The 25,653-nt window shown below is 44.3% G+C and carries 23 protein-coding genes and 1 riboswitch; of the genes, 4 read left to right on the top strand and 19 right to left on the bottom strand.

Going from position 1 to position 25,653, the window contains the following annotated elements:
• Positions 1-77 precede the first annotated feature (77 nt).
• The gene (locus AC0OMA_RS02510) at positions 78-1,355 is read left to right on the top strand and encodes an Nramp family divalent metal transporter (protein ID WP_474221862.1); all 1,278 of its coding nucleotides are present in this window, start codon (positions 78-80) and stop codon (positions 1,353-1,355) included.
• A 103-nt stretch (positions 1,356-1,458) separates the two neighbouring features.
• Positions 1,459-1,725, top strand: coding sequence for a hypothetical protein (locus AC0OMA_RS02505; protein ID WP_009966591.1), 267 nt, complete (start codon positions 1,459-1,461; stop codon positions 1,723-1,725).
• A gap of 415 nt (positions 1,726-2,140) precedes the next feature.
• On the opposite strand, the gene AC0OMA_RS02500 is transcribed toward AC0OMA_RS02505, so the two are convergent.
• From AC0OMA_RS02500 to lrpC, 13 genes are all read right to left on the bottom strand, one after another.
• The gene (locus AC0OMA_RS02500) at positions 2,141-3,103 is read right to left on the bottom strand and encodes a hypothetical protein (protein ID WP_063336086.1); all 963 of its coding nucleotides are present in this window, start codon (positions 3,101-3,103) and stop codon (positions 2,141-2,143) included.
• 8 nt (positions 3,104-3,111) lie between these two features.
• Positions 3,112-3,705: a DUF5819 family protein gene (locus AC0OMA_RS02495; protein ID WP_014478874.1), complete on the bottom strand. Its 594-nt coding sequence runs from the start codon at positions 3,703-3,705 to the stop codon at positions 3,112-3,114.
• Positions 3,706-3,749: 44 nt separating this feature from the next.
• Positions 3,750-4,115: a hypothetical protein gene (locus AC0OMA_RS02490; protein WP_014478873.1), complete on the bottom strand. Its 366-nt coding sequence runs from the start codon at positions 4,113-4,115 to the stop codon at positions 3,750-3,752.
• Between the two features lie 234 nt (positions 4,116-4,349).
• On the bottom strand, positions 4,350-6,074 hold the full coding sequence (locus tag AC0OMA_RS02485) for a pyruvate oxidase (RefSeq protein WP_021481718.1): 1,725 nt from the start codon (positions 6,072-6,074) through the stop codon (positions 4,350-4,352).
• 63 nt (positions 6,075-6,137) lie between these two features.
• Positions 6,138-6,590 carry an 8-oxo-dGTP diphosphatase MutT gene (gene mutT, locus AC0OMA_RS02480; RefSeq protein ID WP_181218272.1) on the bottom strand — a complete coding sequence of 151 codons (453 nt, stop codon included), beginning with the start codon at positions 6,588-6,590 and terminating at the stop codon, positions 6,138-6,140.
• A gap of 58 nt (positions 6,591-6,648) precedes the next feature.
• Entirely contained in the window at positions 6,649-8,472 is a 1,824-nt protein-coding gene (gene kimA / locus AC0OMA_RS02475; RefSeq protein WP_181218265.1) for a potassium transporter KimA, read from the bottom strand.
• Between the two features lie 192 nt (positions 8,473-8,664).
• Positions 8,665-8,808: riboswitch (cyclic di-AMP (ydaO/yuaA leader) on the bottom strand.
• A gap of 135 nt (positions 8,809-8,943) precedes the next feature.
• A complete protein-coding gene (locus AC0OMA_RS02470; RefSeq protein WP_174616548.1) occupies positions 8,944-11,055 on the bottom strand; it encodes a cellulose biosynthesis cyclic di-GMP-binding regulatory protein BcsB in 2,112 nt (703 codons plus the stop codon).
• Positions 11,056-11,060: 5 nt separating this feature from the next.
• The gene (locus tag AC0OMA_RS02465) at positions 11,061-12,323 is read right to left on the bottom strand and encodes a glycosyltransferase family 2 protein (RefSeq protein ID WP_014475851.1); all 1,263 of its coding nucleotides are present in this window, start codon (positions 12,321-12,323) and stop codon (positions 11,061-11,063) included.
• Positions 12,316-14,025 (bottom strand): DUF2334 domain-containing protein, encoded by a 1,710-nt coding sequence (locus tag AC0OMA_RS02460; RefSeq protein WP_322840167.1) that lies wholly within the window; start codon positions 14,023-14,025, stop codon positions 12,316-12,318. The genes AC0OMA_RS02465 and AC0OMA_RS02460 overlap by 8 nt, the downstream gene beginning before the upstream one ends.
• Positions 14,026-14,035: 10 nt before the next feature.
• Positions 14,036-14,887: a cyclic-di-GMP receptor EpsK gene (gene epsK / locus AC0OMA_RS02455; RefSeq protein WP_015382803.1), complete on the bottom strand. Its 852-nt coding sequence runs from the start codon at positions 14,885-14,887 to the stop codon at positions 14,036-14,038.
• Positions 14,868-15,956, bottom strand: coding sequence for a glycosyl hydrolase family 8 (locus AC0OMA_RS02450; protein WP_015482816.1), 1,089 nt, complete (start codon positions 15,954-15,956; stop codon positions 14,868-14,870). The genes epsK and AC0OMA_RS02450 overlap by 20 nt, the downstream gene beginning before the upstream one ends.
• A gap of 203 nt (positions 15,957-16,159) precedes the next feature.
• On the bottom strand, positions 16,160-18,343 hold the full coding sequence (locus AC0OMA_RS02445) for a DNA topoisomerase III (RefSeq protein WP_047182112.1): 2,184 nt from the start codon (positions 18,341-18,343) through the stop codon (positions 16,160-16,162).
• Between the two features lie 64 nt (positions 18,344-18,407).
• Complete coding sequence (gene lrpC / locus AC0OMA_RS02440) at positions 18,408-18,842, bottom strand: transcriptional regulator LrpC (protein ID WP_003246585.1); 435 nt, start codon at positions 18,840-18,842, stop codon at positions 18,408-18,410.
• Between the two features lie 184 nt (positions 18,843-19,026).
• Between lrpC and AC0OMA_RS02435 the strand changes: the two genes are divergently transcribed.
• A complete protein-coding gene (locus AC0OMA_RS02435; protein WP_015252794.1) occupies positions 19,027-19,317 on the top strand; it encodes a DUF3817 domain-containing protein in 291 nt (96 codons plus the stop codon).
• A 44-nt stretch (positions 19,318-19,361) separates the two neighbouring features.
• Here AC0OMA_RS02435 and amj read toward each other — a convergent pair whose 3' ends face one another.
• The 5 genes from amj to AC0OMA_RS02410 form a co-directional block, all read right to left on the bottom strand.
• Positions 19,362-20,171 carry a lipid II flippase Amj gene (gene amj / locus AC0OMA_RS02430; protein ID WP_003234394.1) on the bottom strand — a complete coding sequence of 270 codons (810 nt, stop codon included), beginning with the start codon at positions 20,169-20,171 and terminating at the stop codon, positions 19,362-19,364.
• Positions 20,172-20,676: 505 nt separating this feature from the next.
• The gene (locus tag AC0OMA_RS02425) at positions 20,677-21,099 is read right to left on the bottom strand and encodes a pyridoxamine 5'-phosphate oxidase family protein (protein WP_003234396.1); all 423 of its coding nucleotides are present in this window, start codon (positions 21,097-21,099) and stop codon (positions 20,677-20,679) included.
• 77 nt (positions 21,100-21,176) lie between these two features.
• A complete protein-coding gene (locus AC0OMA_RS02420) occupies positions 21,177-21,728 on the bottom strand; it encodes a GNAT family N-acetyltransferase (RefSeq protein WP_063336078.1) in 552 nt (183 codons plus the stop codon).
• 88 nt (positions 21,729-21,816) lie between these two features.
• On the bottom strand, positions 21,817-22,320 hold the full coding sequence (gene lyxE, locus AC0OMA_RS02415) for a D-lyxose ketol-isomerase (RefSeq protein ID WP_003234400.1): 504 nt from the start codon (positions 22,318-22,320) through the stop codon (positions 21,817-21,819).
• A gap of 14 nt (positions 22,321-22,334) precedes the next feature.
• Positions 22,335-23,195 (bottom strand): SDR family oxidoreductase, encoded by an 861-nt coding sequence (locus tag AC0OMA_RS02410; RefSeq protein ID WP_015382797.1) that lies wholly within the window; start codon positions 23,193-23,195, stop codon positions 22,335-22,337.
• 155 nt (positions 23,196-23,350) lie between these two features.
• Here AC0OMA_RS02410 and AC0OMA_RS02405 point away from each other — a divergent pair, with 155 nt between their 5' ends.
• Positions 23,351-23,947, top strand: a complete 597-nt coding sequence (locus tag AC0OMA_RS02405) for a class I SAM-dependent methyltransferase (protein ID WP_015482815.1) — start codon at positions 23,351-23,353, stop codon at positions 23,945-23,947.
• A gap of 19 nt (positions 23,948-23,966) precedes the next feature.
• Here the strand turns inward: AC0OMA_RS02405 and AC0OMA_RS02400 are convergent, their stop codons facing one another.
• The gene (locus AC0OMA_RS02400) at positions 23,967-25,478 is read right to left on the bottom strand and encodes a class I adenylate-forming enzyme family protein (protein ID WP_015382796.1); all 1,512 of its coding nucleotides are present in this window, start codon (positions 25,476-25,478) and stop codon (positions 23,967-23,969) included.
• Positions 25,479-25,653 lie beyond the last annotated feature (175 nt).

The raw sequence follows: 25,653 nt of genomic DNA, 5'->3' as shown, positions 1-25,653 counted from the left end.
ATATGATGTAGATAAAATAATTTGCCTTAAGGAAACTCTTTGTTGTACGGCAAAAACAAACAGAATTCAGGTGAGACATGATGAACAAGGACATCACAGCACAATCTCCCCGTTCCAAAGCCGTCCAAGATGCGCTTGACGGGAAAATCAGAGGATTCAGAGGGCTGCTCCCTTTTCTCGGCCCTGCATTTATAGCAGCCATTGCCTATATTGATCCCGGCAACTTCGCAACGAATATTTCGGCGGGTTCTAAATACGGATATATGCTCTTATGGGTGATATTATTTTCCAATATCATGGCGCTTTTAATTCAATCCCTATCCGCCAAACTCGGTATTGCGACAGGCAAAAATCTGCCTGAGGTTGCCCGTGAAGAATTCCCGAAGCCTGTTTCGATCGGATTATGGATTCAGGGCGAGCTGGTCATTATCGCAACTGATCTGGCGGAATTTATCGGAGCGGCTCTGGGACTGTATTTGCTGTTCGGCATTCCGATGCTTGAAGCGTCTATTATAGCTGCGATCGGTTCTTTCGCGATATTGGAGCTTCAGCGCCGCGGTTATCGCTCACTTGAAGCCGGTATTGCCGGTATGCTGTTTGTGGTCGTGATCGCCTTTGCGCTGCAGACCTTTTTCGCAAAGCCTGATGCCGTGTCAGTGATGAAGGGCCTTTTTGTCCCGGCGTTTCATGGCACTGACAGTGTGCTTCTTGCAGCGGGTATTCTTGGCGCAACTGTTATGCCGCACGCCATTTATTTACACTCTGCCCTTACACAGCGGCGGGTGGTTGGCAAAACTGATGCAGAACGGAAAAAAATCTTTAGGTTTGAATTTATTGATATTTTAATAGCGATGCTGATTGCAGGGGCTATTAATGCAAGTATGCTGATTGTGGCTGCCGCATTATTCTTCAAAAACGGCCTGTTTGTTGAGGATCTCGACGTCGCATTTCAGCAATTCGGACATCTTGTCAGCCCTATGTCTGCGGCTTTATTCGGGATCGGGCTGCTCGTTGCCGGTCTATCCAGTTCGTCTGTCGGCACACTTTCAGGCGACGTGATTATGCAAGGATTTATCAACTACCGCATTCCGCTGTATGTACGGCGTTTTATCACGATCATTCCGCCGATCTTGATCATCGCGTCAGGTGTTAATCCGACGACCGCTCTCGTACTGAGCCAAGTCGTGCTGTCCTTCGGGATCGCCTTTGCCCTCATTCCGCTTATTATGTTTACAAGCAATAAACGGATCATGGGATCTCTAATCAACGCCAAATGGGTCACAGTGGTGTCTTGGATGATTGCTGTATTGATCGTCGCTTTGAATGTGTTTTTAATTGTAGATACGTTTCGATAAAAAAACCGGCTTCTAAAGCCGGTTTTTATTTTTTCGCAAAAGCTCATTGATACCCTTTTTGACAGAAATTTGTTATGATAAAAGAAAAATCGGAGTTTTGATGATGTCAGTATTTATTCTGTTTTATTTGTGGATTGTTCCTATTGTTATCGGCATTTTATGTTCTGTTGCTGCCCATAAATCCAAGGGAAAAATGAGAGTCGCGCCCGGCATTGCCATGATCGTGCTCAGTATCATTTCCCTAATCACGGCGTTTACGGCCGGACACACAAATTTCCACGTGTTTATCGGCGGCATGTTTTTATTCGGCACCTTCTTGGTCGGTTCTGCTTTTCCTTTCTTCTTCGGGCTGAAGAAAAAAGAGAAATAACCCTATTATGAGAAGAGTTCTGTAAGATTTGATAAGAATAAACATACAAGGACAAAAATAATTGACTAGGTAAAATTAAGACTGCCGACTCACATCGACAGTCTTTTAACTATACAATTGTATTTATTTCGTGTTAATTAACAAAAACAAGAAGTCCTTAAGATTAGCTAAAAATAAAAACAAATAACAGAATAGCACTACTCCACTTAATCGTTTATTTTTGAAAAATATGCACTTGTCATTTTGTCCTTTTTTTGCATAGTTATAATCGTGATAACAAGCGTAGATCATTCCAATTGATCCGATTAAATAAATAATAATCTTAATGTAATCAAACATAAAACCCCTTCCCCCTAAATTGGATTGAAAAGACATAATAATTATAACAGTCTGACATTAACATTTAAACGATATTTTAAATGGTGGGATTTCTTAACTTTTGGTTGAAAATATTCCTAAACTTCAGTTTAAACTTATCATAAATTCGTGATAAAAACTTGTACAATTTCCTATACTCCGTATCCGTTATAAACAATAAATCAAGGGCTATCATTATAACACCAAATTGAAGAAGACCCATAAATATAATTATAGATAAATGAAAAAGAATTGAACCTATAAGCAGGGGAATTTTAAAATACCTATTCCAAACTAATATTGGAAACATTAGCTGGAGAAACAATGCTGAGTATGTTCCTAATACTAGAAGATAAGGATTATCAATAACGAGATTTGTAAACCCTTTGTTTATACTATATTCATCAACCTGTAGTATATAGTAAAGTGCGGTCCCATGGGTCCACATTTTTCCTTGCGCTTTGTTAAAGCCCGCAAAAAAATAAAGTAAAGACACTTGAATCATTGAAATCATCACTGAGAAATTGTGAATAATAATAGTAACTTTAGACTTTTCTTTCGAACGGGATTCAGTATGAATAGTAAAAAACTCACCTAAGGATGCAAAAATAAGATACAACATAATAAGAATAAGAATATTATTACCACCGTCATGTATATAAGGATTCCTTTGATATAAAGACCAAACCCAAATAAAATTTATGATGCTGACTATTCTCATTTTATACCCTAATATATACAGAGTATTAATGACTATTCCACTTATAAAAATAAACTCAAAATATAACTGTGAGTCACTAAAAAGATATAGAGAAGTAAAACCATAAGCTTCAAAGCATTTTTCAAATGAATAAAAAGCATTAGGTCCCCATATTTCATTCCTTTGAGCAAAGTGAATTAAATAAGTAAACATAATATGTAATCCAATAAATATCCTTAAGATGCTTGAACCTATTAAATAATGCATTTTATTTGACATTAAATGATTAAAATTTCTGAACTTATTTAAAATAATTTTCAAATTAAATCTCATTCCTTTGTTAGTAAATTGATATGGGGGAACTGCTGTACATTAAATTTTGACTTCCCCTTCTTTCCATACTCAGGAAACGATTCTATAGACAACTTAACATCTAATGATTCTAATTTTACTTTCTTACTTCTCTCTATTTTTTTCACAGCTATACTAGATATAATTTGGATGTACTCGTTCTCAATTAATTGTTTATTCTTCTTTTTATCATTCAGCTTTAGATACGGTTGAACCTCAAAGACAGCACCAGAAAGCGCAGTTTTCATTAATCTGTTTGGTGAAAATAAATTGTTTTTAATATCTGCATTATAACTTTCTGTAATATCTATCCACTCAGTATATTCTTTTTGTCCTTTATTATTTGTAAAGACCCCCCTGCAGATAATATTGTTATTTGTGCTTACCGGATCTGGGGCAAATAATTGCCAGTTTTGAGTAAATAATGGATTCATATAAGTTGAAATTAATTTCTCATGCTTAAAGTTAACAGGATTTAACGGCAAGTTATACATTATCATTATTATTGTATGGAATACTACTAATAAAGAAAGGAACAAAACAAGTAAATTATATTTCCTCTTTGTCTTCAAATTATACAACCTCCATTTGAAAAGGAAGGGAGGCCCCTTCCTTTTTACCTACCAAATTCCGCAACTTCTGAAATATCAATATCCTTGTGATCTTGAGGATTCACTATATAACATGCATATTTTCTAGCAGGAGCTGCACTATATATAGATTGTGCATTAGCTTTGTTTGCTTGTTTTCCCAACCAATTTCCAGCGGCTTTAATGCCATCATAAACTGCTGCACTAACAATACCGGCAGCAACTCCAGCAGCAAATGCATTTTTTGTTGTGTATTCATCTTCACCAGTATTTAATTCAATATGTTTTACCTGTTTAATATGCTCTGGTGCAGCTTGCGTTGTATAAGAATTCGCAAAAAATGTTACTCCTAATACCCCTATTGAAATTGTACTAAATAACTTTTTTTTCATAATCTAATTCCCCTTATACTTATTTTTATCGACCGAAACACTTATCCTTATAGTTCCTCCTTTTTAAAAAAATGGAAATACAAGGACATAATAACATATCATTTTTTTATATGTAAACACTTTCTTACAATACATCTATGATCCTATGAGTCGACATTTAAATCTAAAAATAGGTTTTTCAATTTAATTAAAAGGGTTATTGGGAGTTATCCCAATAACCCTTAGTTATATTCACTAAAATAACCGTTTCAAACTTTTCTTCAGTGACGGCATTTCAAATTTTTGGTTTTCGAAGAAGTTTTTCAGCATGTACTTGCTAAAGCCTTTCGCCTGCCCGTAGGTGATTTTGCCAGGCAGCGGCGGTTCGTTTCCAATCATGACATCCACAACGACAGGTTGGTCAGAGTGCAGCGCCTCATGGAAAGCCGGCGCAAGCTCTTCCGCTTTGGTCACTTTGATGCCCTTTGCTCCGCAGCTTTCTGCAAATGCGGCATAGTCGACATTTTGAAGTTTTGTGACATAGTCGATATTGCCTTTGACCTGCTGCTCGTACTCAATCATGCCGAGATTTTCGTTGTTTAAAATAACGACTGTGATCGGGAGCTTATATTTGACGGCGGTCGGGAGGTCCTGCATGACCATGGAAAATCCCCCGTCACCGCAGACGGCGATCGCCTGGCGTTCCGGTTCGGACAAGCTTGCTGCGATTGCTCCCGGCAGGCCGCAACCCATTGTCGCAAGCCAGCTGGAAACGATGAAATCCTGGTTCGCGTTCATTTTGAAATGACGCGCCATCCAGACTGTCACAGTGCCGACATCTACAGAGAGCACCGCATCATCGGCTGCCGCTTCCTGAAGACGTGCCACGACCTGCTGAGGTTTAAGCGGTGTTGTTGCCTCTGTCTCATCTTTTTCAATTTCGTTCCACCAATGCTGCATATGTTCTGTGCAGGCATTCAGGAATCTTCTATCTTCCTTGCGTTCAATATACTCTGTCAATTCGCGCAGGCCGAGAGCCGAATCGCAGACAAGGCCCGCTGTCACCGGATACCGTTTTCCGATTTTTGCCGGGTCTGAATCGAGCTGTATCGCCGGCGTGTCATCAGGCAAATAATCACGGTACGGGAAGGACGTTCCAAGCATGATTAATAAATCACATTCCTCCATTGCCTCGTAAGCCGGCTTTGTTCCGATCTGCCCGAGGTTGCCGAGAAAATGCGGGTGCTTATCGGGAACAACACCCTTTGCCGGGAGTGTAACAACGATCGGAGCGGCGGCTTTGTCCGCAAATTCTAAGAGCTCCCGTTTCGCCTTTTTCATTCCCTGCCCTGCCAGGATAATCGGCTTCTTAGCGTTATTAATATATTGGGCGCAGGTGACGAGCTGTTCTTTTTTCGGTTCAAGGTTCCCTTCAATATACACTGGTGAAGTATACACGGGCTCCCGTTTGATTTTCTCCGCAAACAAATCATCTGACACGCTCAATACCGCAACGCCTTTTTTGCTGTAGGCGGTCCTGATCGCCTGATTTAAGAGATCCGGAAGTGATTCTGCGCTATGTACCTCTCTGTTGAACACAGCCACGTCCTCAAACATTTGCTCCAGCTTAATCTCCTGGAAATAGTCCCGTCCGACTTCACCAGAAGAAACCTGTCCTGCAATCGCCAGCACAGGGGCGCCGTCGGCTTTTGCATCATATAAACCATTTAATAAGTGCACCGCTCCCGGCCCTGCGATTGACAGACAGACTCCGATCTTGCCGGTGAGTTTTGCTTCAGCCGCGGCTGCCAGTGCCGCTACCTCTTCATGGCGGGTTTGAATGAACTTCAGTTGATTTCTTTCGTGTCTTAATTCTTCAATAAACTCATTTATACTGTCTCCGGGGATGCCGTATACATGATCAACTCCCCATTGCTCAAGCAGCTCTGTCATTACTTGTCCTGCAGTTTTGTGTGCCATAACGTATCCTCCTTTTTCCTTTTTTCAATACCACAGGAGAAAGGCTTTAAAACCCGGAGACCTTTATCGCTTGCCCAGTCTTCTTTTCAACAGGTCGATCGCCGCGAGCAACCCGCTATCCTTGACGGTGTCATTTACATCTTGAGCGCCGTTTTTGAAATCATTGATCTGCCTTTTTCGGTTCGGCACCATAAAAAGCGGCAAACGCCCCGGAGAAACCCACTTTAATCCCGCTGTCTCTGTGCCGTTAGCCATTGCTTGTCCGCCTGTTATGCTTCCGAATAACACATGCTGTTCATCTTGAAACTTTGGCCTTAGGTAAACACCTATTATCGCAGAAAGCGCTGCATTGTATCCCGTTTCTTCCAATACCTCCCGCACTGCCGCTTCCTCAGCCGATTCCCCGGGATCAACCCTGCCGCCCGGCAAATCCCATAGAGGGACATCTTTTCGTTTCACCAGCAGAATTTGCTGACTTTCGTTCAGTACGATCACAAAAGCACCTTGTGTATACACCGCCATACCTCCCATTCCAACAAAAAAGGACCAAGGTGATTCCCTTGGTCCTAGTGCTTTACTTTTTAAAATGATACGGCAGTGTGGCAACCATTATGTCCTTTTTCCAGAACAGCCGGACTCTGAGGAGGAAGGCCGATTGGTTGTGAAGGATGGTGTGCCAGCGTTTTTTCGTTATAAATTGCGGAAACAGCACCATAACGGAAAACTGCTCCTTCTTCGCTTTTGCCTCAACTGTTTCCAAAAACTTATCAAACGGATGGACAAGGCTTCTGTAAGAGGAGTGAAGCGTCACGAGACGCACGCCGTTATTAAGCTCTTCCCAGCGTTTTTCGAATTTCTTTTCATGTTCTCTGTCAAATGACACGTGAACGGCGATCACCTGATCGGACAGTGATTTCGCATAGTGAATCGATTTTTGCACGACGGTGGTGACACCAGCCACAGGCACAATCACAACGGTGCCTTTGATTTCTTCCGGCTCTTTGTCTACGATGCGAAGCTGTTCGCCAACCGCTGTATAGTGATTTTTAATCGCAAAAAACAGCAAAACGACGATAGGCATAAAGATTAACACAGGCCATACGACATTAAACTTCGTCACAAACAGAATGGATAGAACCATAAATGAGATCAGAGCGCCACAGGAGTTGATCAGCATTTTTCCGATCCAGCCTTTTGGTTTTTGCTTGATCCATTTCATGCACATGCCGGTTTGTGAAAGCGTAAATGGAATAAATACGCCCACAGCATATAAAGGGATTAAGTGCTCCGTCTGTCCTCCGAATAAGATAATGAGAACAATGGACGCAAAGCCTAAAAAGATAATCCCATTTGAGAAGCCTAAGCGGTCGCCCCTGACTGTAAACATTCGCGGCATATACTGGTCTCTCGCCAGATTGAAGGCAAGCTGCGGGAAGGCTGAAAATCCCGTATTTGCAGCAAGAACCAAAATAAGCGATGTGACACCTTGGATGACATAGTAGAACACATTCCGCCCGAAGGTTTCGGACGCAATTTGTGAAACCACTGTTTCATCAGGCTTCGGCGCCGTACCATACCCGTACGCGAGCACCGTGATGCCGGAAAACAGAATCGCCAGCAAAATCCCCATCATCGCAAGCGTTCTTGCCGCGTTTCGCGCAGGCGGGTTTTTGAATGCAGGAATCGCGTTAGAAATGGCCTCAACCCCGGTCAATGCTGAGCAGCCGGAGGAAAAAGCCTTAAGCAGCAAAAACAGCGTAATGCCGGCTACAGGTGTGCCGAGCGGTGTATGATGGGCTGGCTGGTCTATTTGTCCTGTCATGAGTTTAAACAACCCGACTGCAATGAGAACCAAAAGCGCCACCACAAACAGATAAACCGGGTAGGCAAGTATGGATGCCGATTCCGAAAGCCCGCGCAGGTTCAAAATCATAATCACTAACACGAGAAAAATAGCGATCGGCACATGATAATCATGCAATGCAGGAAAGGCTGACGTGATGGCGTCCGTGCCTGCGGAAATACTTACCGCTACTGTTAAAATATAATCAACAAGCAATGAACCGCCCGCAATCAATCCCGGTTTTTCACCGAGATTTTCTTTAGAAACGACATACGCCCCGCCGCCCTGCGGATAAGCGTAAATAATTTGCCTGTATGAAAGAATCAGTGCGAGCAGCAAGATGAGAACGCCAACCGCAATCGGAATGGAGTACCAAAATGCGGCAGCACTGATTGTTGCCAAAATGATTAGAATTTGTTCTGTCCCATATGCGACAGATGACAGCGCATCTGAGGAAAGCATAGCCAAGGCTTTTAATTTCGTCAGTTTTTGCTCTCCAGCTGCTTGGGATTTTAGTGGTTTCCCAATCAAAAAACGTTTGATTGAATGATACATCGATGTCTTCCCCTTTTAATTTCTCATTTTTCAATTAAAACAATAAAACATCAGTGTCTTGCTCTCACATGTTGATGATAGTCCTTTCTGCTATGATGTCTCTGTATGCGATTTGCATTCAAAAATGAACAACAAAAAACACAGAGGCAAACGGATGCCCCTGTGCCATAACATCGAACACAGGTTTCATTCATCTCCTCTCACGAACGCTTACGAGGTTAGCTGACGGATTCGGGCATATGAGAGTTAGCCCTACCTAAAAAGGATTCACCCCAACGGCAAAAAGCCGTTCTATTGGGTCCCCCGCTCTGATTTCAGATTAAGCGATTTGTTTTCTAAAAGAGATCATACTCCCGTTCCCGCACGTTGTAAAGAGGCTTATTGGCTGAGAGAAAAAAATAAAATGACAGGTTCCACAAATGGAATTTACTTACCAAAAATAAAAAAACAGAGGCTAAAATCGCCTCTGTTTTATTCTGTATCTGTCTTTCTTTTTCTGCGTCTTACAGCAATCCAAATGAATACTGCCGCAATCACCATAATGAGTGCCAGCACACCAATATACATCCATTTCTGGCTATGATCCTGTGTTGATTGTTCTGCGTCGGAACTGTTTGTTTCCGATTTGAGCTGCTGGTGGTTTGTAAACACCTGCTGGCTATTTGTTTCATTAAGGACGGTTGCCGACTCATCGTTGCTGTTCAGATAACTGATGATCTCTTTTGTGACAGCCGTGCCATCTCCTTTTGACGGTGCAAAGACAGCCATTGTATAGCGTGAATCCCAAACCGATGCTTGGGTAAATACCACTTGTTTTGTCGTCTCATTCAGCATCTCGAAACCAGATACATCAAACGAGCCGTTCTTTTCCTGCGGCACAAGCAGATCTGATGATTTCTCCTTCAGAAGAGAAAATTGATTGATCCCCCCTATGAAAATGAGGTTTCGTCCTTTCGCATCCTTTGCTGTAACGTCAGATGATTTCTTTACCGTATATGAATGCTGTGCTTCGCTGCCAAAGGATTCCGTTACGAGAGAAAGCTCCTCTAGCTTCGATTGGCTTACGGTGTCAGGAAGCACGATTAACGTTGTTTGATCCTGGTTTCCGGCGTAAGGCAGCGGCCACTCTTGAAAATCCGCTGACGGAGACATGCCTTTGATGGCGTATGATAATGTACTGTTTTTATCGATAAAAACCCACTTTTCTTCATCAGTGGTGTTGCAAGGGTTGTTTTCCTTTAAACCGGTCGTGACGAACTGAATATCAATGTAGCGGTTTTTTTGCAGCAGCTTAGGGTCCACTTTCACTGTGACATGATAGAATCCGTTTTTATCTTCTTTTCCTAATTCATCAAGTCGGACCGAGTGCGGCTGGCCGTTGATCATCACTTTCAGTTCTGCGGCCTGAGAGGCTGACTCGTTTTCAGCCGTTGAGGCTTGAATCGTTTCAGACTTTTTCAGTTTAAGCGACAGCTTCGCCGATTGGTTTTCATCTAAAACAGCCGAAGCCGGATAAAAATAATGTGCTGAAGATGTTTTGTCGGCTCCAATTGTGATATCGCCCGCTCCAAAATTCTCAAGGGTCAGCTTATCGCTTTCTTTTTTTTCAGTCTGCTGAAGCTTGCTGATTGAAAGTGTATCGCCGCTGAGCTGGCCTGTATATGTCTGATCTGTCATCACGCTGATTTTTTTAGTGAGCGCGTCCTCGGACGCCGCTTGCGCAAACAGAACCGGCTGCTGTTTGCCCTCTGCTTTCAGCACTCGCTCCGCAAGCAGAAGGTTTTCTCCTTTTGCCTGTAGCCCGGCTTGTTTCAACAGTTTTTTCACTTTGCCGTTCCAATGCTTGTCCACACCGATAACAATCGTCGGCTTATCGATTTTTTTCAGTTCAGATTCCGTGACATACGCAATACTGACACTGCTGTCCACCGTTTTCAAATAGCCTTCTGTTTTAACAGCAGCTTCTATTTCTGCTGAACTTGGGTCATCCGGAATGACGATGGCTGTTTCTTCCGCTGTATTTCCAGATTGGGCGAAAGGATACGGATAATGGTCCAGCGACGTTCCCTTCGCTTCACTGCTGTCAGCAAGTGTCAGCCGGCTGTCCGGATAAATTTTGATCCAGTTGCCTGATGTATCCTGTCTGACGCACACGCCCTCTTTCATTACGCCGTAGAATTTCAGCGAAACGTTGTGATAGCCTTGCGCAGACTGGCTTTTATTCAGATTCAGCTTCACTGTTTTCCGTTTGGAATCACCATCAAGCTTTAACGTCTTGACCGGTTCATCATCAATGACAGCCGTTAACGATGATGGAGAAATTAAAAGATTTGATGCCTCGTATTCGATTACCAATTGCTGATTGCCCGAAGAGGCGCCTGCCGGGATCTGATACGTCAGCTCTGCGCTGTCTTTTGATCCATACAGTGTAATCAGCTCGCTTGTCAGCACCTGCTGTTTGGCTTGTTCTTGGCTGCTTTTCCCGAGGAGCGAACCGCTGACCTGTACGTCTTTGGCAAGAGCCGTTTGTCCAGTCATCACCAGCAGCATGAAGCTTGTGAGAAAAATCATTATTTGTTTCAAAAAGGTCACCCGCTTTTATGTTGATTGTATCGTTCTGTCTTGTACCATTTGACCTCTTGCTTGAATAAACGGTGCTTGATTTCTACGAATAAAGAGTAGATAACAAGCACAATCCATGCCTGCGAGTATGTGAAGTACATGAGAAATACGATAAAAAAGTTTTGCTTGTTCATTTCTGTTTTTTCAATGCTCAACGTAATCATGACCTCTGTCATAAATAAGAAAAATGCCAAAATCCAGAGAATCATTGCCAAAAATCCAACCGATAAATGCAAATCATAAAACAAATTCACAACAAAAATCGTATTCGACATGATCACGCCAAAGAAAAACAGGAAGTACGTAAAGAAAAAATAAAACAAATCAAAGATAATCCGTTTTCGTTTCAGCTTAAAAAACTGCGCCAAAAATTTGAGCACGACATATTGATTGCCGCGCGCCCATCGGGTGCGCTGGCGCCACCATACCTTCCATGTTTCCGGTTCCTGCTCCCACGTGATGGCGGCAGGGAAAAAGCGGATGTGATAGCCGAGATTATACACCCGGATGGTCAGTTCAGTGTCCTCAGCGAGCGCTTTGTCATCCCAGCCTCCGAGCTTTTCGATAATGCTTCTGCGGATCGCGAAGTTGGTGCCTGGGATCGTGGCGATTTTGAACCACTTCCATCTGCCTCCCTGGGCCATCCACTGAAAACAGATCGTTTCGATATTAATAAACCTCGTCAGCAGCGTCTTCGCTGCATTGATGACGCGGAATTTCCCTACCACGGCGCCTGCCTTTTCGTCATTCATCAGGCCGAGCACGAGGTAATACACGGCCATTTTCTCAGGCGTGTTGTCGGCGTCATACACACAGATCACATCGCCGTTTGATTCGGCAAAACCTGAGTTAAGTGCAGAGGATTTTCCTTTTCCTGCATTTGGCGGCTTCGTAATCACCATTTTGATGAAATCGTATTTCTCGGAAAATTCATTGACGATATCACCCGTCCGGTCTGATGAATTATCGTTAACGACGATAATCTCCAGCCGGTCCTTCGGATAATAAAGGTTGACCATGGCCTTCAGCGTCTGCCGAATCACAACCTCTTCGTTATGCGCCGGGATGAGGACGCTGACCTTCGGCAATTCCTTCATGTTTTCTCTCCACTTCGGGATATTCCGTTCGAAGGTCATATAGTGGCGGAACCCGCCCTGCATGAGGAACATGTGGTAGAGAAGCATCACCCATATTAAACTTAGCGAGATAAAGAACAGCGTATTACCCAAGGCTTCTTCTCTCCTTAAAAATTCGTTTTTTCAATGTGGCTCTCAAGTAAAACGTATAACTGACAAACATGATGACAAATAAGAGCACAACAGCGGAGAGAATCCATAACGCCTTTTCAAGAGGGGTTTGCCGGTGATGATCGAAAAACTCGTCAATGGCGCTTACGCCGTTTTTCACCTGAATCGTTCCGTCACCGCTTGTATGAATTTCCACTTTGTCTGTTTTGACGGTTTGTTTCGTTTTCTTTAAATCAAGCCATTCACTGTCTGGAATGCGTTCCATCTGATCAACCAGCTCCGGCAGATATTTCATCCCAAGGTACGGGTGATAAAATCCACCGGCTACTCCGCCTTCAAAATCAATCATCTGGGAGATGTGCTCCTCCATCTCACCGAGCGGGTTTTGCTTTGATGTGTCGACAAAGCCGATCGTTTCCGGATAAAGCGTCATTCCGTGCAATATCGAAGGAGCAGTCACAAACGGAGGTGCACCGGATGTTTTCCATGTTGTGCTGCTGAGCTGGACCTGGCCGAAAATGCTTGTAAAATACTGCGAGGCGATTTGATAGCCATAATCGGACATCGTGTAATGCGGCGCTTCAAACGCCAGCGGGTAAAGACCCGACGATGTCAAATCCTCAATGGCACGCGTCAGTTTTTGTTTTGTATACGTTTCTTCCTTTTCCCGAAATGGTTCGAGATAGCTGTGATAGGCTTGTTCGTTCGGGAAGTCCTGTTCTTTCTCCAAAACGGACGGGGGGTCTTCGGCATTTCCGGATGTAATCGGCTGATCCGCCTTTGCATCCCAAAATTCAAAGCCCTCTCCTGTTTCACTGTAGCGATAAGCGTGAGTATAGCCGTGAACAATGATACTGCCGCCCATGCTTTGCAGCTTTTTCAGCACCTTGACCATCTTCGGTTGATCAGACAAATACACTTTGTCGCCTGTTTCCGGATTCAAGTAAACCGGAATGACCGCCAGGATAAAAGGAATATGCCGCTTATGCAGGTATGTACCGGCTTGAAGCAGCAATTTTTCATCAGACATCGGGCTGATATCCTCGAGACGCAAATACAATAACGTCGTCCCCGCCTTCTCTCCGAAAGCTTCTCTGAGCTGTTTCGCCACGATTAAATTGTCATTTAACAAATTTGTTAATCCAATGTACACATTCCCTTTTTTTGTTTTCCATATAAAAGAATGCGTTGTGCCGTCATCGGCTTTGAAGGTGTAAAGCGCCGTTCCTTTCAGGCCTGATACACTCAGCACGTTAAGCCCGCTTTCCAGAGACACATCGGCCTTTTCCGACCTGCTGTGAACCTGAAACACATTTTCTTTGCGGGCTAATGAAAGCCCGGAAAATTGGCTGATTTGGCCTGCGTTATAGCCAATGGCGACAACCGGTTTTTTTACGCCGCTGATAAGAGACAGCAGTTTTTTGCTGAGCTTTCTTTTCGTTTGGCCGTAATAAATCACATGGTCTTTCCCTTTGAAATCCGACGCTTCAACGTCTGAATCTTTTTTGACTGTCACATGGGATGTAAAGTGGCCCGCAAGCAAATCGAGCATTTTGACTTGTGACGACTCTTTGCCATCCAAGGTTGAATAGATGATGAGAATGCCGGCATCCTGATCTTTCGCTTGCGCAGAAACGGGAAAAGACGCAATAGCTAAAAATAGAAGCATCATGACGCATAGCAGTGTGATCCCTTTATAGTTCATTCATCATCATCTCGTTTTCCAGTTCTTCTAAAAATTGTTCAGCTGTTTTGATATCGTTGCGGTAAGGCAAAAAGCAAACGTGGAACGTAAGCGACACATACTTTCCATTTTCCAGCTGATATGTATCCAATTGTTTCTTCAGCTTAGTCAGAACGGCCGGCATATGTTCAGCAGGCGTGTGCGTCAGCACGATCCCGATACGCTCGTCAGAGGGACGGAATTTCTTATCCGTTTCCCGAACGCTTGTCCTGATTTGCTGACTGACATATTGGAAGAGGCGGTCCGTTTCTTTTTCACCGTACAAAGACTTAAACTCTTTGAAATAATGCATATGCAGCAGCAAAAAAACGAAAGAATTGCCGTAGCGCTCCGCCCGCTTGATTTCTTCTGAAAGCTCCAGCTTCATCCTTTGCTTGTTATCAAAACCAGTCACTCTGTCAACAGCAACATAGCTTTTAATTTCGGATTGAAGCCGTGTCATTGAGCGCCGAAGCTCTGCTGTAATATCGTGGATTCTTCCAGAAATAAAAGAAAACAGCAAAAGCGCGATTCCCCACACGACAAGCATTCGCAGCCCTTCCTCAGCCGGAAAGAGCGATGTCTGTCCAGTCTGGAAAAACATCATTAAGGTGCCGAGAACAAAGAGTACGATTAAGGTCACTGCCAGCGCGTAAATCGGGCCGAACCAGATGCCTGCGGCGATGACGACAAATGTGATGCAAAGGATCAGAGCACCTTCTGATTGCTGGGCTGGCACATAATAAATAAACAAAGACAGGGCCGCGATGAGCCCTGAAAAATAAGCAAATAATTTTTGTGATTCACTGAATGATATTTTCATTAAAAAGCTTCCTTTCGGCTAACAGCGGCAGCAGATTGTCAAATGAATGCGTCTGAGTGCCGCTCATATAGCCTCCATAATACGATTTCACCGGATCATGAATTTCAAAGTCATTCATTCTGTCATATATGGCTTTGATGACATAACTGTTTTCATGCTGTTTTGTCAAAAACAATGCGGCTAAGGCATATACGGATGGAGACTCATATTGGACGGCAGGCTCCTTGGTATCTGCCGAATACCGCCCGTACAGCTTTCCGTTTTTCTGAAATTCCTGCTTGATCCAGTCCGCTAAAACAGATGCTTTTTCATCCCCTTCCGGCAAATGCCAAGCAGCATAAAGCTGATCAATCAGGTTGATTTCACTATCATATGTGTATTCCTTCGTCTCCGAGCTGTATGTCTTCGGCAGAAAGCCATTTTTTAAAGGAGCTGAATAGAGAACATTGGCATTCCGCTGTTCTGTTTCTTCGTCTATGATTCCATTCTTCTTTAAGACAGCTAAGGCATCAGGCATGACGTATGAAATTGTCACATCCTTTGAAGCGGCCTGTGAGTCGTAAAAGTCTGTAAAAAACCCGTTGTTCATATTGTATGTCTTCAAAGACGTGCCGATATCCCTAGCCGTTTGCGCGTAGTCGCTGCGGCCCCACTTTTCGGCGGCTTGGTCAAGAGACAGCATAATTCTCATATCATCTATCAGCGCATTCGTCCCGCTCGCTTGGCCATTTTGAATCTTCCACGTCACCAAGTGATTGCTCATCAGAAATGAATCAGTCAGATGCTGATATTGATCCTGGAAATGCGGTGCGTCATTTTTGCTGAGCAGAAACTCCATCCACAGTCCGAGAGATTCCGACAAGTAAGAAGGCTGGTCTGAAAAATCGGTTTTGATCAGCCCTTTGTCATTCATTAAATTGTAATAGATGAAATATTCCGCCGGCTGGAGCGGGCTGGCATTCACTTCTGTCGCCGACTGATTTTGAATCTTGTTTCCAGCTTCAGCACACCCTGCGGAAAGTCCGATAGATAAGAAGAATAAGATGACAGCAATTAGTACATGCCTCACAGGCAAATCCCCCTTTGTCGCCTGAAGCAAATCAGACGCTCACAAATAGTTATAGACGAAAATATGACTGCCATGTTACAAAGTACATTTACTATAAAAGAAAAAAATGCAGATTGCTAGCTTTTTTTCCCCCTTTTTGAACATTAAGAAAACAGGACCTAAGTCCAATAGAAAAACCTGTGCGATAAGCACAGGTTTTTCTATTATTTATCCAAACCGAGTTTTTTCAGCTGTTCTGCCAGCGCATTGTTAATCGGCTCATCTTTATTTTGTTTTTTCATATAAGAGGATACGTCCCGTTTGGTAGCACGCGCTTTGTCTTTGTTTTTTCGTTTTTCAAATACAGAGAGCTTTTCACGGTGACCGCACACACACGCAAAGGTTTGGCCCTCGCCTTGGCCGCGAAGCTCCATTCGTTTATGGCAGTTCGGGCAGCGTGCGTTTGTTTTTCGGGCAATCGTTTTTCTGCTTCCGCATTCACGATCTTGGCACACGAGCATCGTCCCGCGTTTGCCGTTTACTTTCAGCATCATTTTGCCGCATTCCGGACATGCCGTTCCCGTGATGTTGTCATGTCGGAAGGTTTGGCTGCTGTTTTTGATTTCTTTTACCGTTTGGTGAGCGTAAGCCTTCATATCTTTAATAAAAACAGCCGATTTCAATTTGCCGGCCGCAATCGCAGACAGCTTCTGCTCCCATTCTGCTGTTAAGGCCGGTGATTTCAGATCCTCCGGAACAAGCTGCAGGAGCTGTTTTCCTTTAGAAGTGATAAAAATATCTTGGTTTTTTTTCTCGATTAAAAAGCTGTTGAACAGTTTTTCAATAATGTCGGCACGCGTTGCCACCGTGCCGAGGCCGCCTGTTTCTCCAAGCGTTTTGACGAGGCCTTTTTCTTCTCCCTGCATAAATGCGCTTGGGTTTTCCATCGCTGACAGCAAGGTCCCTTCATTAAAGCGGGAAGGCGGCTTCGTTTGGCCGCTTGTTTCCGTTAACGTGCGGACGGCAAGTGTGTCGCCTTTTTGAAGCGCAGGAAGTGTCTGATCTCTGTCATCCTCCTGCTCATCATCCTCATCCGCCATATCATAAACGGCTTTCCACCCTTGCGACTGCACGGTTTTGCCTTTCGCCGTAAAGGTTTCTCCGCCGATTTCTGCGATGACCTTTGTTTCCTCATATTCGAATGCAGGCATTAATACAGCCAGGAAACGTTTCGCAATCAGGTCATACAGCTTTCGTTCTTTATCACTCAGACTGCTGAGAACGAGCGGCTCTTCGGTCGGGATAATCGCGTGGTGGTCTGACACCTTCGCGTCATTGACATATCCTTTATGAGATTTAATGCCGCGTTTTTTAATTTGGCTGACATATTGGGCATACGGTTTTACTTCCATGCCTTCCAGACGGTCTTTTAACGTCGGGACGATGTCACTGGATAAAAATCTAGAGTCCGTCCGCGGATATGTGACAAGCTTATGCTGCTCATATAGCTTCTGCAGTACAGAAAGCGTTTCTTTAGCAGAAAAACCGAAGCGCTTGTGGGCGTCACGCTGCAGCTCCGTTAAATCATAAAGCGCAGGCGCAAAGCTTTTTTTCGCTGTTTTTTTCAGCTCAGCTACGACCGCTTGCTTTCCTTGGAGATTTTTTAGCAAACGGCTTGTTACATCTTGATTGAACGTTCTCGTCTGCTTTGATTTCTTATCCTGCCACGTCAGCGTCATGCCGTCGACTGCAGCACGGATGCCGTAATATGGAACGGGAGTAAACGCTTGAATGTCTGCCTCGCGCTTTGCAATCATGGCAAGCGTCGGAGTCTGCACACGCCCGCATGAGAGCTGGGCATTGAATTTTGTGGTAAGTGCACGGGTGGCATTGATCCCCACAATCCAATCCGCTTCCGCTCTGGCGACGGCAGAATGGTACAGGTTTTCATATTCTTTGCCGCTGCGCAGCTTTTGAAAACCTTCCTTGATCGCTTTATCCGTCACTGATGAAATCCACAGCCGCTTGATTGGTTTTCGGACATTCGCTTTCTCAATGATCCAGCGCGCAACAAGCTCACCTTCCCGGCCTGCGTCAGTCGCGATGACAATCTGATTGACGTCTTTACGGGTAAGCTGGGATTTGACTGCATTGAACTGCTTTCCGGTTTTTTTTATCACCACAAGCTTCAAGGGTTCTGGGATAATCGGCAGATCCTCTAAGCGCCAAGATTGAAATTCTTTTCCGTAGCCTTCCGGATCAGCAAGCGTCACCAAATGGCCTAAAGCCCAGGTCACAATATATTGATCGCCTTCGAGATAACCGTTTCCTTTTTTATGGCACTTCAGCACCCGGGCTAAATCCCGGCCGACTGAAGGTTTTTCAGCTAATACAACTGTTTTTGACATGCTTGATCACTTCTCTTTCTTTCACACTCATCCTGTTATTATAACAGACTTCACGCGGCACTCTCTAACCGCGCCCGTTTTTCGTGTCAATTTCTGAGAAAATGACGTGAGTGACGGTTTGCGCGTAGGGTGATGTTTTGTTAATGAAATCTTCTACCGCTTCGAGGCTTTCGGCATTGATTTTCAGCATATAGCAGGCTGCACCCGCAATCCGGTAGCAAAATTCAATATTCGGCAATGTTTGAATATAGCTTTTGAACCGCTCATAATCCGCGTTTTTAACGGTTGCTTCCACAATGCAGGAAACAGGAAGCCCAAGTTTTTTCTGGTCGACCTCCAGCGTGTATTGCTTGATGATGCCAAACGATTCAAGCTGTCTTACCCGTTCTGTTACAGATGGAGGCGACAGTTTAATTTTTCTGCCTAATTCCCTCATCGACAAACGGCTGTCCTTCTTCAGCTCCTCAATGATATTCAGATCAATCTGGTCAAGTTTCATTTCAACATCCTTCTTTTTTGATTTTGTACACATTATCTCGGGTATTTTTGTAAATGACAAGTACAGTTCCCTAGAAAAGGCATGTAAAAATGAATGTTTTCCGAACATTTTTTGAAAGCTGTCATATGCCCCTCCGGATTGTTTATAGTATAAAATGAAAACGTGTCCACAAGGAGGGCGATTTATGCTGCACACGCCGATCGGAAGACTTCGCACGATGGGTTTTATTGAAGGAATGTCACTCTTAATCCTGTTGTTCATCGCTATGCCGCTTAAATATTGGGCAGGCCTTCCGCTTGCGGTGACAATTGTCGGTTCGGTTCATGGCGGGTTGTTCATTTTGTATTTGCTTGTCTTGGCTTATGCAACCTTCTCTGTCAAATGGCCGCTGAAATGGTCAGCTGCCGGCTTCGTCGCCGCTTTCGTCCCATTCGGGAATTTTTTGTACGACCGCGGATTAAGGAAATATAAATAAGGGAACGCAAAAAAGGCTGGATTTTTATGATCCAGCCTTTTTTATTAAAACCACTTTGTCAGCCAAGCGATATAGTAGGCCCCTGGAATAAACATGAGCTGGGCGAGGAGTGTGCCCGCCACCCTTGATGTGACCATTGTGACAGAGGTCCATTTTAAATAGATATAGCTTCGTTTTCCTTTTGCCACATCATCAGCTAGAACAGATACTTTAGGATCAACAAAAATGGCCAGCAGCATCGTCGCAATTCCGTTGATCAAACCCGAAGCCATGACGGCTGTCGTACTGCGCTCCGGCGCCAGAAGGCCTGCGTATAAAGCCGAAAGCACGCCAATTGTATAAATCGATGTAATCAGCATGTTGATGACAAACAAACGCTTCGGAATCAAGCGCATATGAAATCCTTTTACATATGAAATAGACGGCAGACGCAAATAGGAAAGGGCATTTTTGAATCCTTGTTTCGAGAATCCCTTTCGGAAAACTTGAAAAACGGAGCCGCCGCCGCCCGCCAAGTGAATAATCGCCCGTGAAAAAAGAGCGACAAAAGACGGGAGCAGGATAATGCCCAAAATGGTGCCGACTGTCGATCCGAAAATTAAAAAGCGGAACTGCTCCCCTACAATCGCCAGTGCGTTTTTTCCAGCATCATCAATTAAATGCCCGGTAAAGGGCTGCTGCACCATGTTCGACATTCTGGATACGATGACCATGACATTAAACAGAGAAAGCGCGGACGCAATAAATCCAACGCGGGCCCCGGAAAGCCTTGTAGCATAGGCTAAGGTTTCTATCGAGTGAATCAGCAATAAAAAACAAAAAATAAAAAGTACTTGTGTTGTAATGACATGCACGTTATTCTTCCTCCAATTTCATCCTAGAGATAAGACTAGAAAGAAGACAAGGAGGTTTCAGTACGATGTGTTTTTTGCAATAAAAAAACCGTCCGGCGTACGCCGGGCGGTTTGTCTTATTCTTTTCTATACGCAAATAAAGATTATATCATCCGCCAAGTCAGGCGGGTTAGATTCATAAAGCATTGTTCCGAAGAATCATTCTGGAAAGTAAACACCATGGAAATTTCTTGAACACAAGACAACGAAAGCCCTACCTCTCAATCGTCACTGCGGCTCCGAAGCCGCGCCGGTGTGAATTGTAAAACAAAAAAGTCTTTTTTCCATCTCATCGTTAGGGGCGATTTGTTATGAAGGAAAAGAATAAGGGCAGCTGGTTATGCTGCTTGGGAAGCGGTAAGCTTCTCTCTCAAAACAGAAAAAAGAAGTTTACTTTCTTTTTTATTTGCTTATTTTTCTTACTAGCTATTCATAATAACATATTGCCCCTGAAAACACAAATTTTTTATAGTTCGAGTGAGACCGGTGTTTTCTCCCCGGCATTCATTAATCTGATATCCTCCGGTTCAATTTCAAGAATCACCAGATTCGGATCATCCTTGCCGTCAAACCAGCGCTCTAATTTGGAACTCCATATTTTGTCCTTGAGTTCTGCCGAATTGTTGATTTTGGCTTTTCCGGCAACTTCGACATATGCGTCGCCAAAACCTTCACAATCATAGCCTAATAAAATGTGGACATTGGGGTTGTTCTCAATTTCTTCTGCTTTATGAGTTTCCTTGCTTGTCGGTGTGTAAATCGTCAGCCCGTCATGGAAAAAAGTCATGTAGCGGGAATGCGGTTTGCCCTTTTGAACTGTTGCGAGCGAACCTACTTTATGGTGATCTAGAACATCAAGCACTTTTTGTTTAATGTCTTGCTGATTCATCTCGAATCACTCCTTTTTAACGTCTCCGCTGTTACTTTTCCACATCCGGGGAAGATTTAAACAAGAAAGTGTGCTCTTTATTTTTCGCCTTCCCATTCACGCTTTAACAGACTGTAGTAGACGAGGTCGTGATGCCTGCCGTTTACGTATAAGCCATCCCGTGCCCTTCCTTCCTCTAGAAACCCGAGCCGCTCCGGAATCGCTCTGCTTTTTTTGTTTCCGACTGCCGCACAGATTGCCACACGATTCAGCCCAAGCTCTTCAAAAGCATACGTAACGAGTTTTCGGCAGGCAGCTGTAATAATGCCTTTACCTTCAAATTCTTTGGCAATCCAATATCCGATTTCCGCCTTTTGATTCACTTGATCAAGGTTATGCAGCCCGATCATGCCGCATAGGCTGCCGTCATAAAGGAGCCCCGCTTCGATGCCATTCAGGTCGGCATATTGCCGCCGCCAATCTGGAATGAGTGTTTCTCTATACGTTTCAGCGCTGCTTGGATTTTCCGCAAAAAACAGCCACTGGCTGAGCCGCTGCTGATTTTGGATAATGAGTTCGGCAAGCCGCTCCGCATCATTCGGCTCCAATAATCGGATGGTGATGTGCTCATTTACCTTGCAAGTGAACATTGCCTCGCCCTCTTTCCTTTTTTACCCATTATAGCGATGATTCTGTTTTTTTCAATACAAAAAAAGGATGGGCTGTTTAAGCCCATCCTTATATTCTTGGATCGGTAAAGATATCATGTTTATCCGTGCTCGTCGATGACATTTCCGTCACGACAGCACCTTCTTCCCCGGCCTGGAACCAATGCTTTGTGTTTGGTGGAATCGTGTATTGCCCGCCCGGTTCTAGCTCAATTTCGTGCCAGACCGTATAGTGTTCTCTGTCTTCCTGAGGAGGGAGAACTTTTGGAAGCGGCGTTTTTTCTCCTTCTACGTAAAGATACACTTTTCCGTAGCGGCAGCGGAAGGTCTCCTGCTTGCCTTCCTGGCCGTCGACCGGTGGATGTCGGTGTTCCGGGCAAGTCTGTCCCGGAAACAGCACCAATTCCTTTGAGCAATAACGGTCTGTATTGACGTAGACGAAGAGCTGGAGCCCGACTTTTCTTTCTTTTCCTAAGCCGTAATCCATCAGCTGGATTTGGTCTACTTCCTCGTCCGTTAATACAATCCCTGCTTTTTGATAGTAGCTGTTCACTTCTTCTTTCGTGATGCCCATATGTTCACTCCCTCTTATGTCGTCACAAAGTTTCCGCCGTTGACATGCAGGGTCTGTCCTGTCATGTAAGAGGACTCATCTGATGCCAGAAGCACATAACAGCCGACGTGCTCAACAGGCTGTCCAGGACGGCCCATCGGCGTATCTTGCCCAAATTGAGCAACTGTTTCTTCAGGGAACGTAGCTGGGATCAGTGGCGTCCAGATTGGACCCGGCGCGACTGCATTTACACGGATGCCGTCTTTGACAAGCGCCTGCGCCATTGTTCTTGTAAAGGCGTTGATCGCCCCTTTTGTCGCTGTATAATCAATCAGTGTCGGGTTCCCTACGTACGGGTTGATGGATGTCGTATTGATGATGGCGCTGCCTGGTTTCAGGTAATCAATTGCTTTTTTAGTCAAATAAAATTGAGAATAAAAGTTTGTTTTGAATGTGCGGTGAAGCTGTTCGCTCGTAATCTCTTTGATGCTTTCTTTCGGATGCTGTTCACCTGCATTGTTGACAAGGATATCAAGGCCGCCTAGTTCCTTGACTGTTTTTTCAACCGCTTCATTGCAGAATTCCTCTTCACCTACGTCACCAGCAATCAGCAGGCATTTTACGCCCTCTTGTTCAACACGTTTCTTCGTCTCCTCAGCGTCTTCATGCTCATCCTTATACACAATGGCGATGTCTGCGCCTTCCTTTGCGTAAGCGACGGAAACCGCGCGTCCGATCCCGCTGTCGCCGCCTGTAATAAGAGCTACTTTTCCTTTTAATTTGTCTGCCCCTTTATAATCCTCGTACTCATACACCGGACTTGGATTCATTTCGTTTTCAATTCCCGGCTGGCGACTTTGAGTTTGTGCCGGCAGTTCTTTTGGATAATTTGCCATGATGATTCTCCTCCTTTGTTTTCATGTCTATTTGTTGTGTACCTCACACACTCTTTGGATAAACATGGCTTGGCACCTTCGCATTGCTTTATCAGAAAAATGTTTCACATGGAACGCTGGGAGGAAATTAACTCAAAAAGGGGGTTGGTTGCTGAATGATTAACATGCTTTCTAGAAGATTCAGCAGGCCAAAGGGCGTCATCGGCATGATTGCCGGGTACATCATGGCTGCTGAAAATCAAACACTGAATCAGTGGACAATCAATCAGTTGGGTATCACGCGCGGGGACAGCATTTTAGAAGTCGGGTTTGGCCCGGGATACTGCATGCAGCAGATGCTGAAACGCGAGAAGGATGTTCATCTTCATGGGATTGATGTGTCAGAGGCCATGCTGAAACTGGCCGCCCGCAGAGTGAAACCAAAGGGCGTACGCCTGATACAAGGAAGCATCGAGACATTTCCTCTCCCCGCCTCGTTTTATGATAAAGTGATTTCCGTTAACAACTACACCATTTGGAATGACCAAACAAAAGGCATGAAACAGATTTATCGGGCATTAAAGCCAGGCGGCAAAGCAGCCATTACGATGCAGCCGCGGGAAGCGGATGCCAGTCCTGAGAAAACCAAATCATTTGGAAGACAGATCATTGCTGACTTTAAAGCAGCCGGCTTCGAAGACATTGATATACAATTTAAGAACATTAAGCCTGAGCTTTCCGTCTGTGCAACTGCAAAGAAGCCCGCCACATAAAGTGGGCGGGCTTCTTCTTTTATGAATGTACAGCCTGATTGCGCAGGACGTCTTTTTTCACCTTGCCAAGGTTGTTTTTCGGCAGTTCGTTAACAAATTCAACTTCAGGTATTTTGTAAGCGGACAGGCGTTCTTTACAAAATGCGATGACATCCTCTTCCGTGATGCGCTGGCCGCCATTTTTCACGATAAAAGCTTTCGGTTTTTCACCGTAAAGCGGGTCTGGAATACCGACCACAGCCGTTTCAAGGATTCCCGGGATCTGCTGGATAACTTCTTCAACCTGATCAGGATAGACGTTATCGCCTCCGTAAATAATGACATCCTTGTAGCGTCCCGTGATGAAAATAAAGCCATCTTCATCTACATATCCTGAATCTCCGGTTTTGAACCAGCCGTTTTTCAGCACTTTCGCTGTTGCTTCAGGATTGTCTTCATAGCCTTTAAATAAGAATGGCGTGTGAACAACGATTTCGCCGATTTCTCCTTGAGGGAGTTCTTCTCCCGTCTCAGGATCTTCGACTTTGACTTTAACGCCTTCCACAGGTTTCCCCGCAGATGCCGCTTTATCCATTCCCATCTCAGGCAGCCATGTGCTGATGCCCCAAGCCTCAGTGCTTCCATAGCCGTGCGCGAGCGGAATGCCGATATCAAGATAGCGGCGGATCAGGCTGCTCGGCACTTTTGTTCCGCCTGTCATTAAAATCACAAGCGAAGATAAGTCGGTTTGATGCGTTTCCCACGCTTCAAGCAAATACGTGTAAAACACAGGAAGAGCCATCACAGTTTGAATTTTTTCTTCTTCAATGACCTTCAGCATGTGAACAGGATCTTGATCCTTTGTAAACACAAAGGTTGTTTCTGCAAACGTTCCAAGCATGATGCAAATGAGCGCACTCGTATGATAAATCGGATGGCACGCGAGAAAACGAAGGCCCTTCATGCGTGCTATTGAGCTGTTGGATTTTTTAACGTATCTGTATATGCCGCCATGTGTAATCATGCATCTTTTCGGGTTTCCCGTTGTTCCAGATGTAAACATCAGAAGTGCTGTATCATCAGGGGAAACCATTTCCGTCTCTGGCAAATGATCAGGACCTGCAAACAGCGCTTCAAATTCAGCCGATGTTTCGTAAGCTGTTCCTGTTTCCATTGTTACACACAGTGAGGACAATTCAGGAAGAACTTCATCCAGTGTCTCTTTAAACTCCGCTCCGTAAAACATCGCTTTCGGTTCACTTGCTTTTAAAATGCCTGTCATTTCATATGGTTTCAACTGCCAGCTGACAGGTACGACAACAGCACCTATTTCAAGTGCGGCGAACATAACAGTTGATGCGGGATGGCCGTTTTTGCAAAGCAATGCAACACGGTCGCCCTTTTGAATTCCTTTTTGAAGCATGGCATTCGCCAGCTGATTAATCCGTTTGCGGTAACCTTTATATGTCAGTGTATGGTCTCCGCTTTTTACAGCCTCTATTTCTTCGCTATTCGGCATGTCATGCAGAATCAGATGCTGTAATGTTTCCATATCGTCATCTCCTATATTCTCTTGAATCTTCAATAATTTGTTAGATTTTCTTCCTTACCTCACCCATTTTAACCCAAAAAAGATAACTTGTAAAACTATTTCATTTTGGAATTATTCCAATACTGAATGATAAAATAGTCCCACATTTTCTTATTTTGTTCCCCATCCACAGAAA

The sequence above is a fragment of the Bacillus sp. AMCV2 genome (genome assembly GCF_056033925.1).
The sequence above is the reverse complement of the archived record's forward strand: the minus strand, read 5'-3'. Positions and strand labels throughout refer to the sequence as shown.

Bases quoted from the DNA above. Each gene is read 5' to 3' on its own strand.
- AC0OMA_RS02420 (WP_063336078.1), bottom strand. From the start codon at position 21,728: ATGTTCACTTGCAAGGTAAATGAGCACATCACCATCCGATTATTGGAG.
- kimA (WP_181218265.1), bottom strand. From the start codon at position 8,472: ATGTATCATTCAATCAAACGTTTTTTGATTGGGAAACCACTAAAATCC.
- AC0OMA_RS02410 (WP_015382797.1), bottom strand. From the start codon at position 23,195: ATGGCAAATTATCCAAAAGAACTGCCGGCACAAACTCAAAGTCGCCAG.
- AC0OMA_RS02485 (WP_021481718.1), bottom strand. From the start codon at position 6,074: ATGGCACACAAAACTGCAGGACAAGTAATGACAGAGCTGCTTGAGCAA.
- AC0OMA_RS02510 (WP_474221862.1), top strand. From the start codon at position 78: ATGATGAACAAGGACATCACAGCACAATCTCCCCGTTCCAAAGCCGTC.
- epsK (WP_015382803.1), bottom strand. From the start codon at position 14,887: ATGAAAATATCATTCAGTGAATCACAAAAATTATTTGCTTATTTTTCA.
- AC0OMA_RS02490 (WP_014478873.1), bottom strand. From the start codon at position 4,115: ATGAAAAAAAAGTTATTTAGTACAATTTCAATAGGGGTATTAGGAGTA.
- AC0OMA_RS02505 (WP_009966591.1), top strand. From the start codon at position 1,459: ATGTCAGTATTTATTCTGTTTTATTTGTGGATTGTTCCTATTGTTATC.
- lyxE (WP_003234400.1), bottom strand. From the start codon at position 22,320: ATGGGCATCACGAAAGAAGAAGTGAACAGCTACTATCAAAAAGCAGGG.
- AC0OMA_RS02425 (WP_003234396.1), bottom strand. From the start codon at position 21,099: ATGAATCAGCAAGACATTAAACAAAAAGTGCTTGATGTTCTAGATCAC.
- AC0OMA_RS02405 (WP_015482815.1), top strand. From the start codon at position 23,351: ATGATTAACATGCTTTCTAGAAGATTCAGCAGGCCAAAGGGCGTCATC.
- AC0OMA_RS02400 (WP_015382796.1), bottom strand. From the start codon at position 25,478: ATGGAAACATTACAGCATCTGATTCTGCATGACATGCCGAATAGCGAA.
- AC0OMA_RS02445 (WP_047182112.1), bottom strand. From the start codon at position 18,343: ATGTCAAAAACAGTTGTATTAGCTGAAAAACCTTCAGTCGGCCGGGAT.
- lrpC (WP_003246585.1), bottom strand. From the start codon at position 18,842: ATGAAACTTGACCAGATTGATCTGAATATCATTGAGGAGCTGAAGAAG.
- AC0OMA_RS02435 (WP_015252794.1), top strand. From the start codon at position 19,027: ATGCTGCACACGCCGATCGGAAGACTTCGCACGATGGGTTTTATTGAA.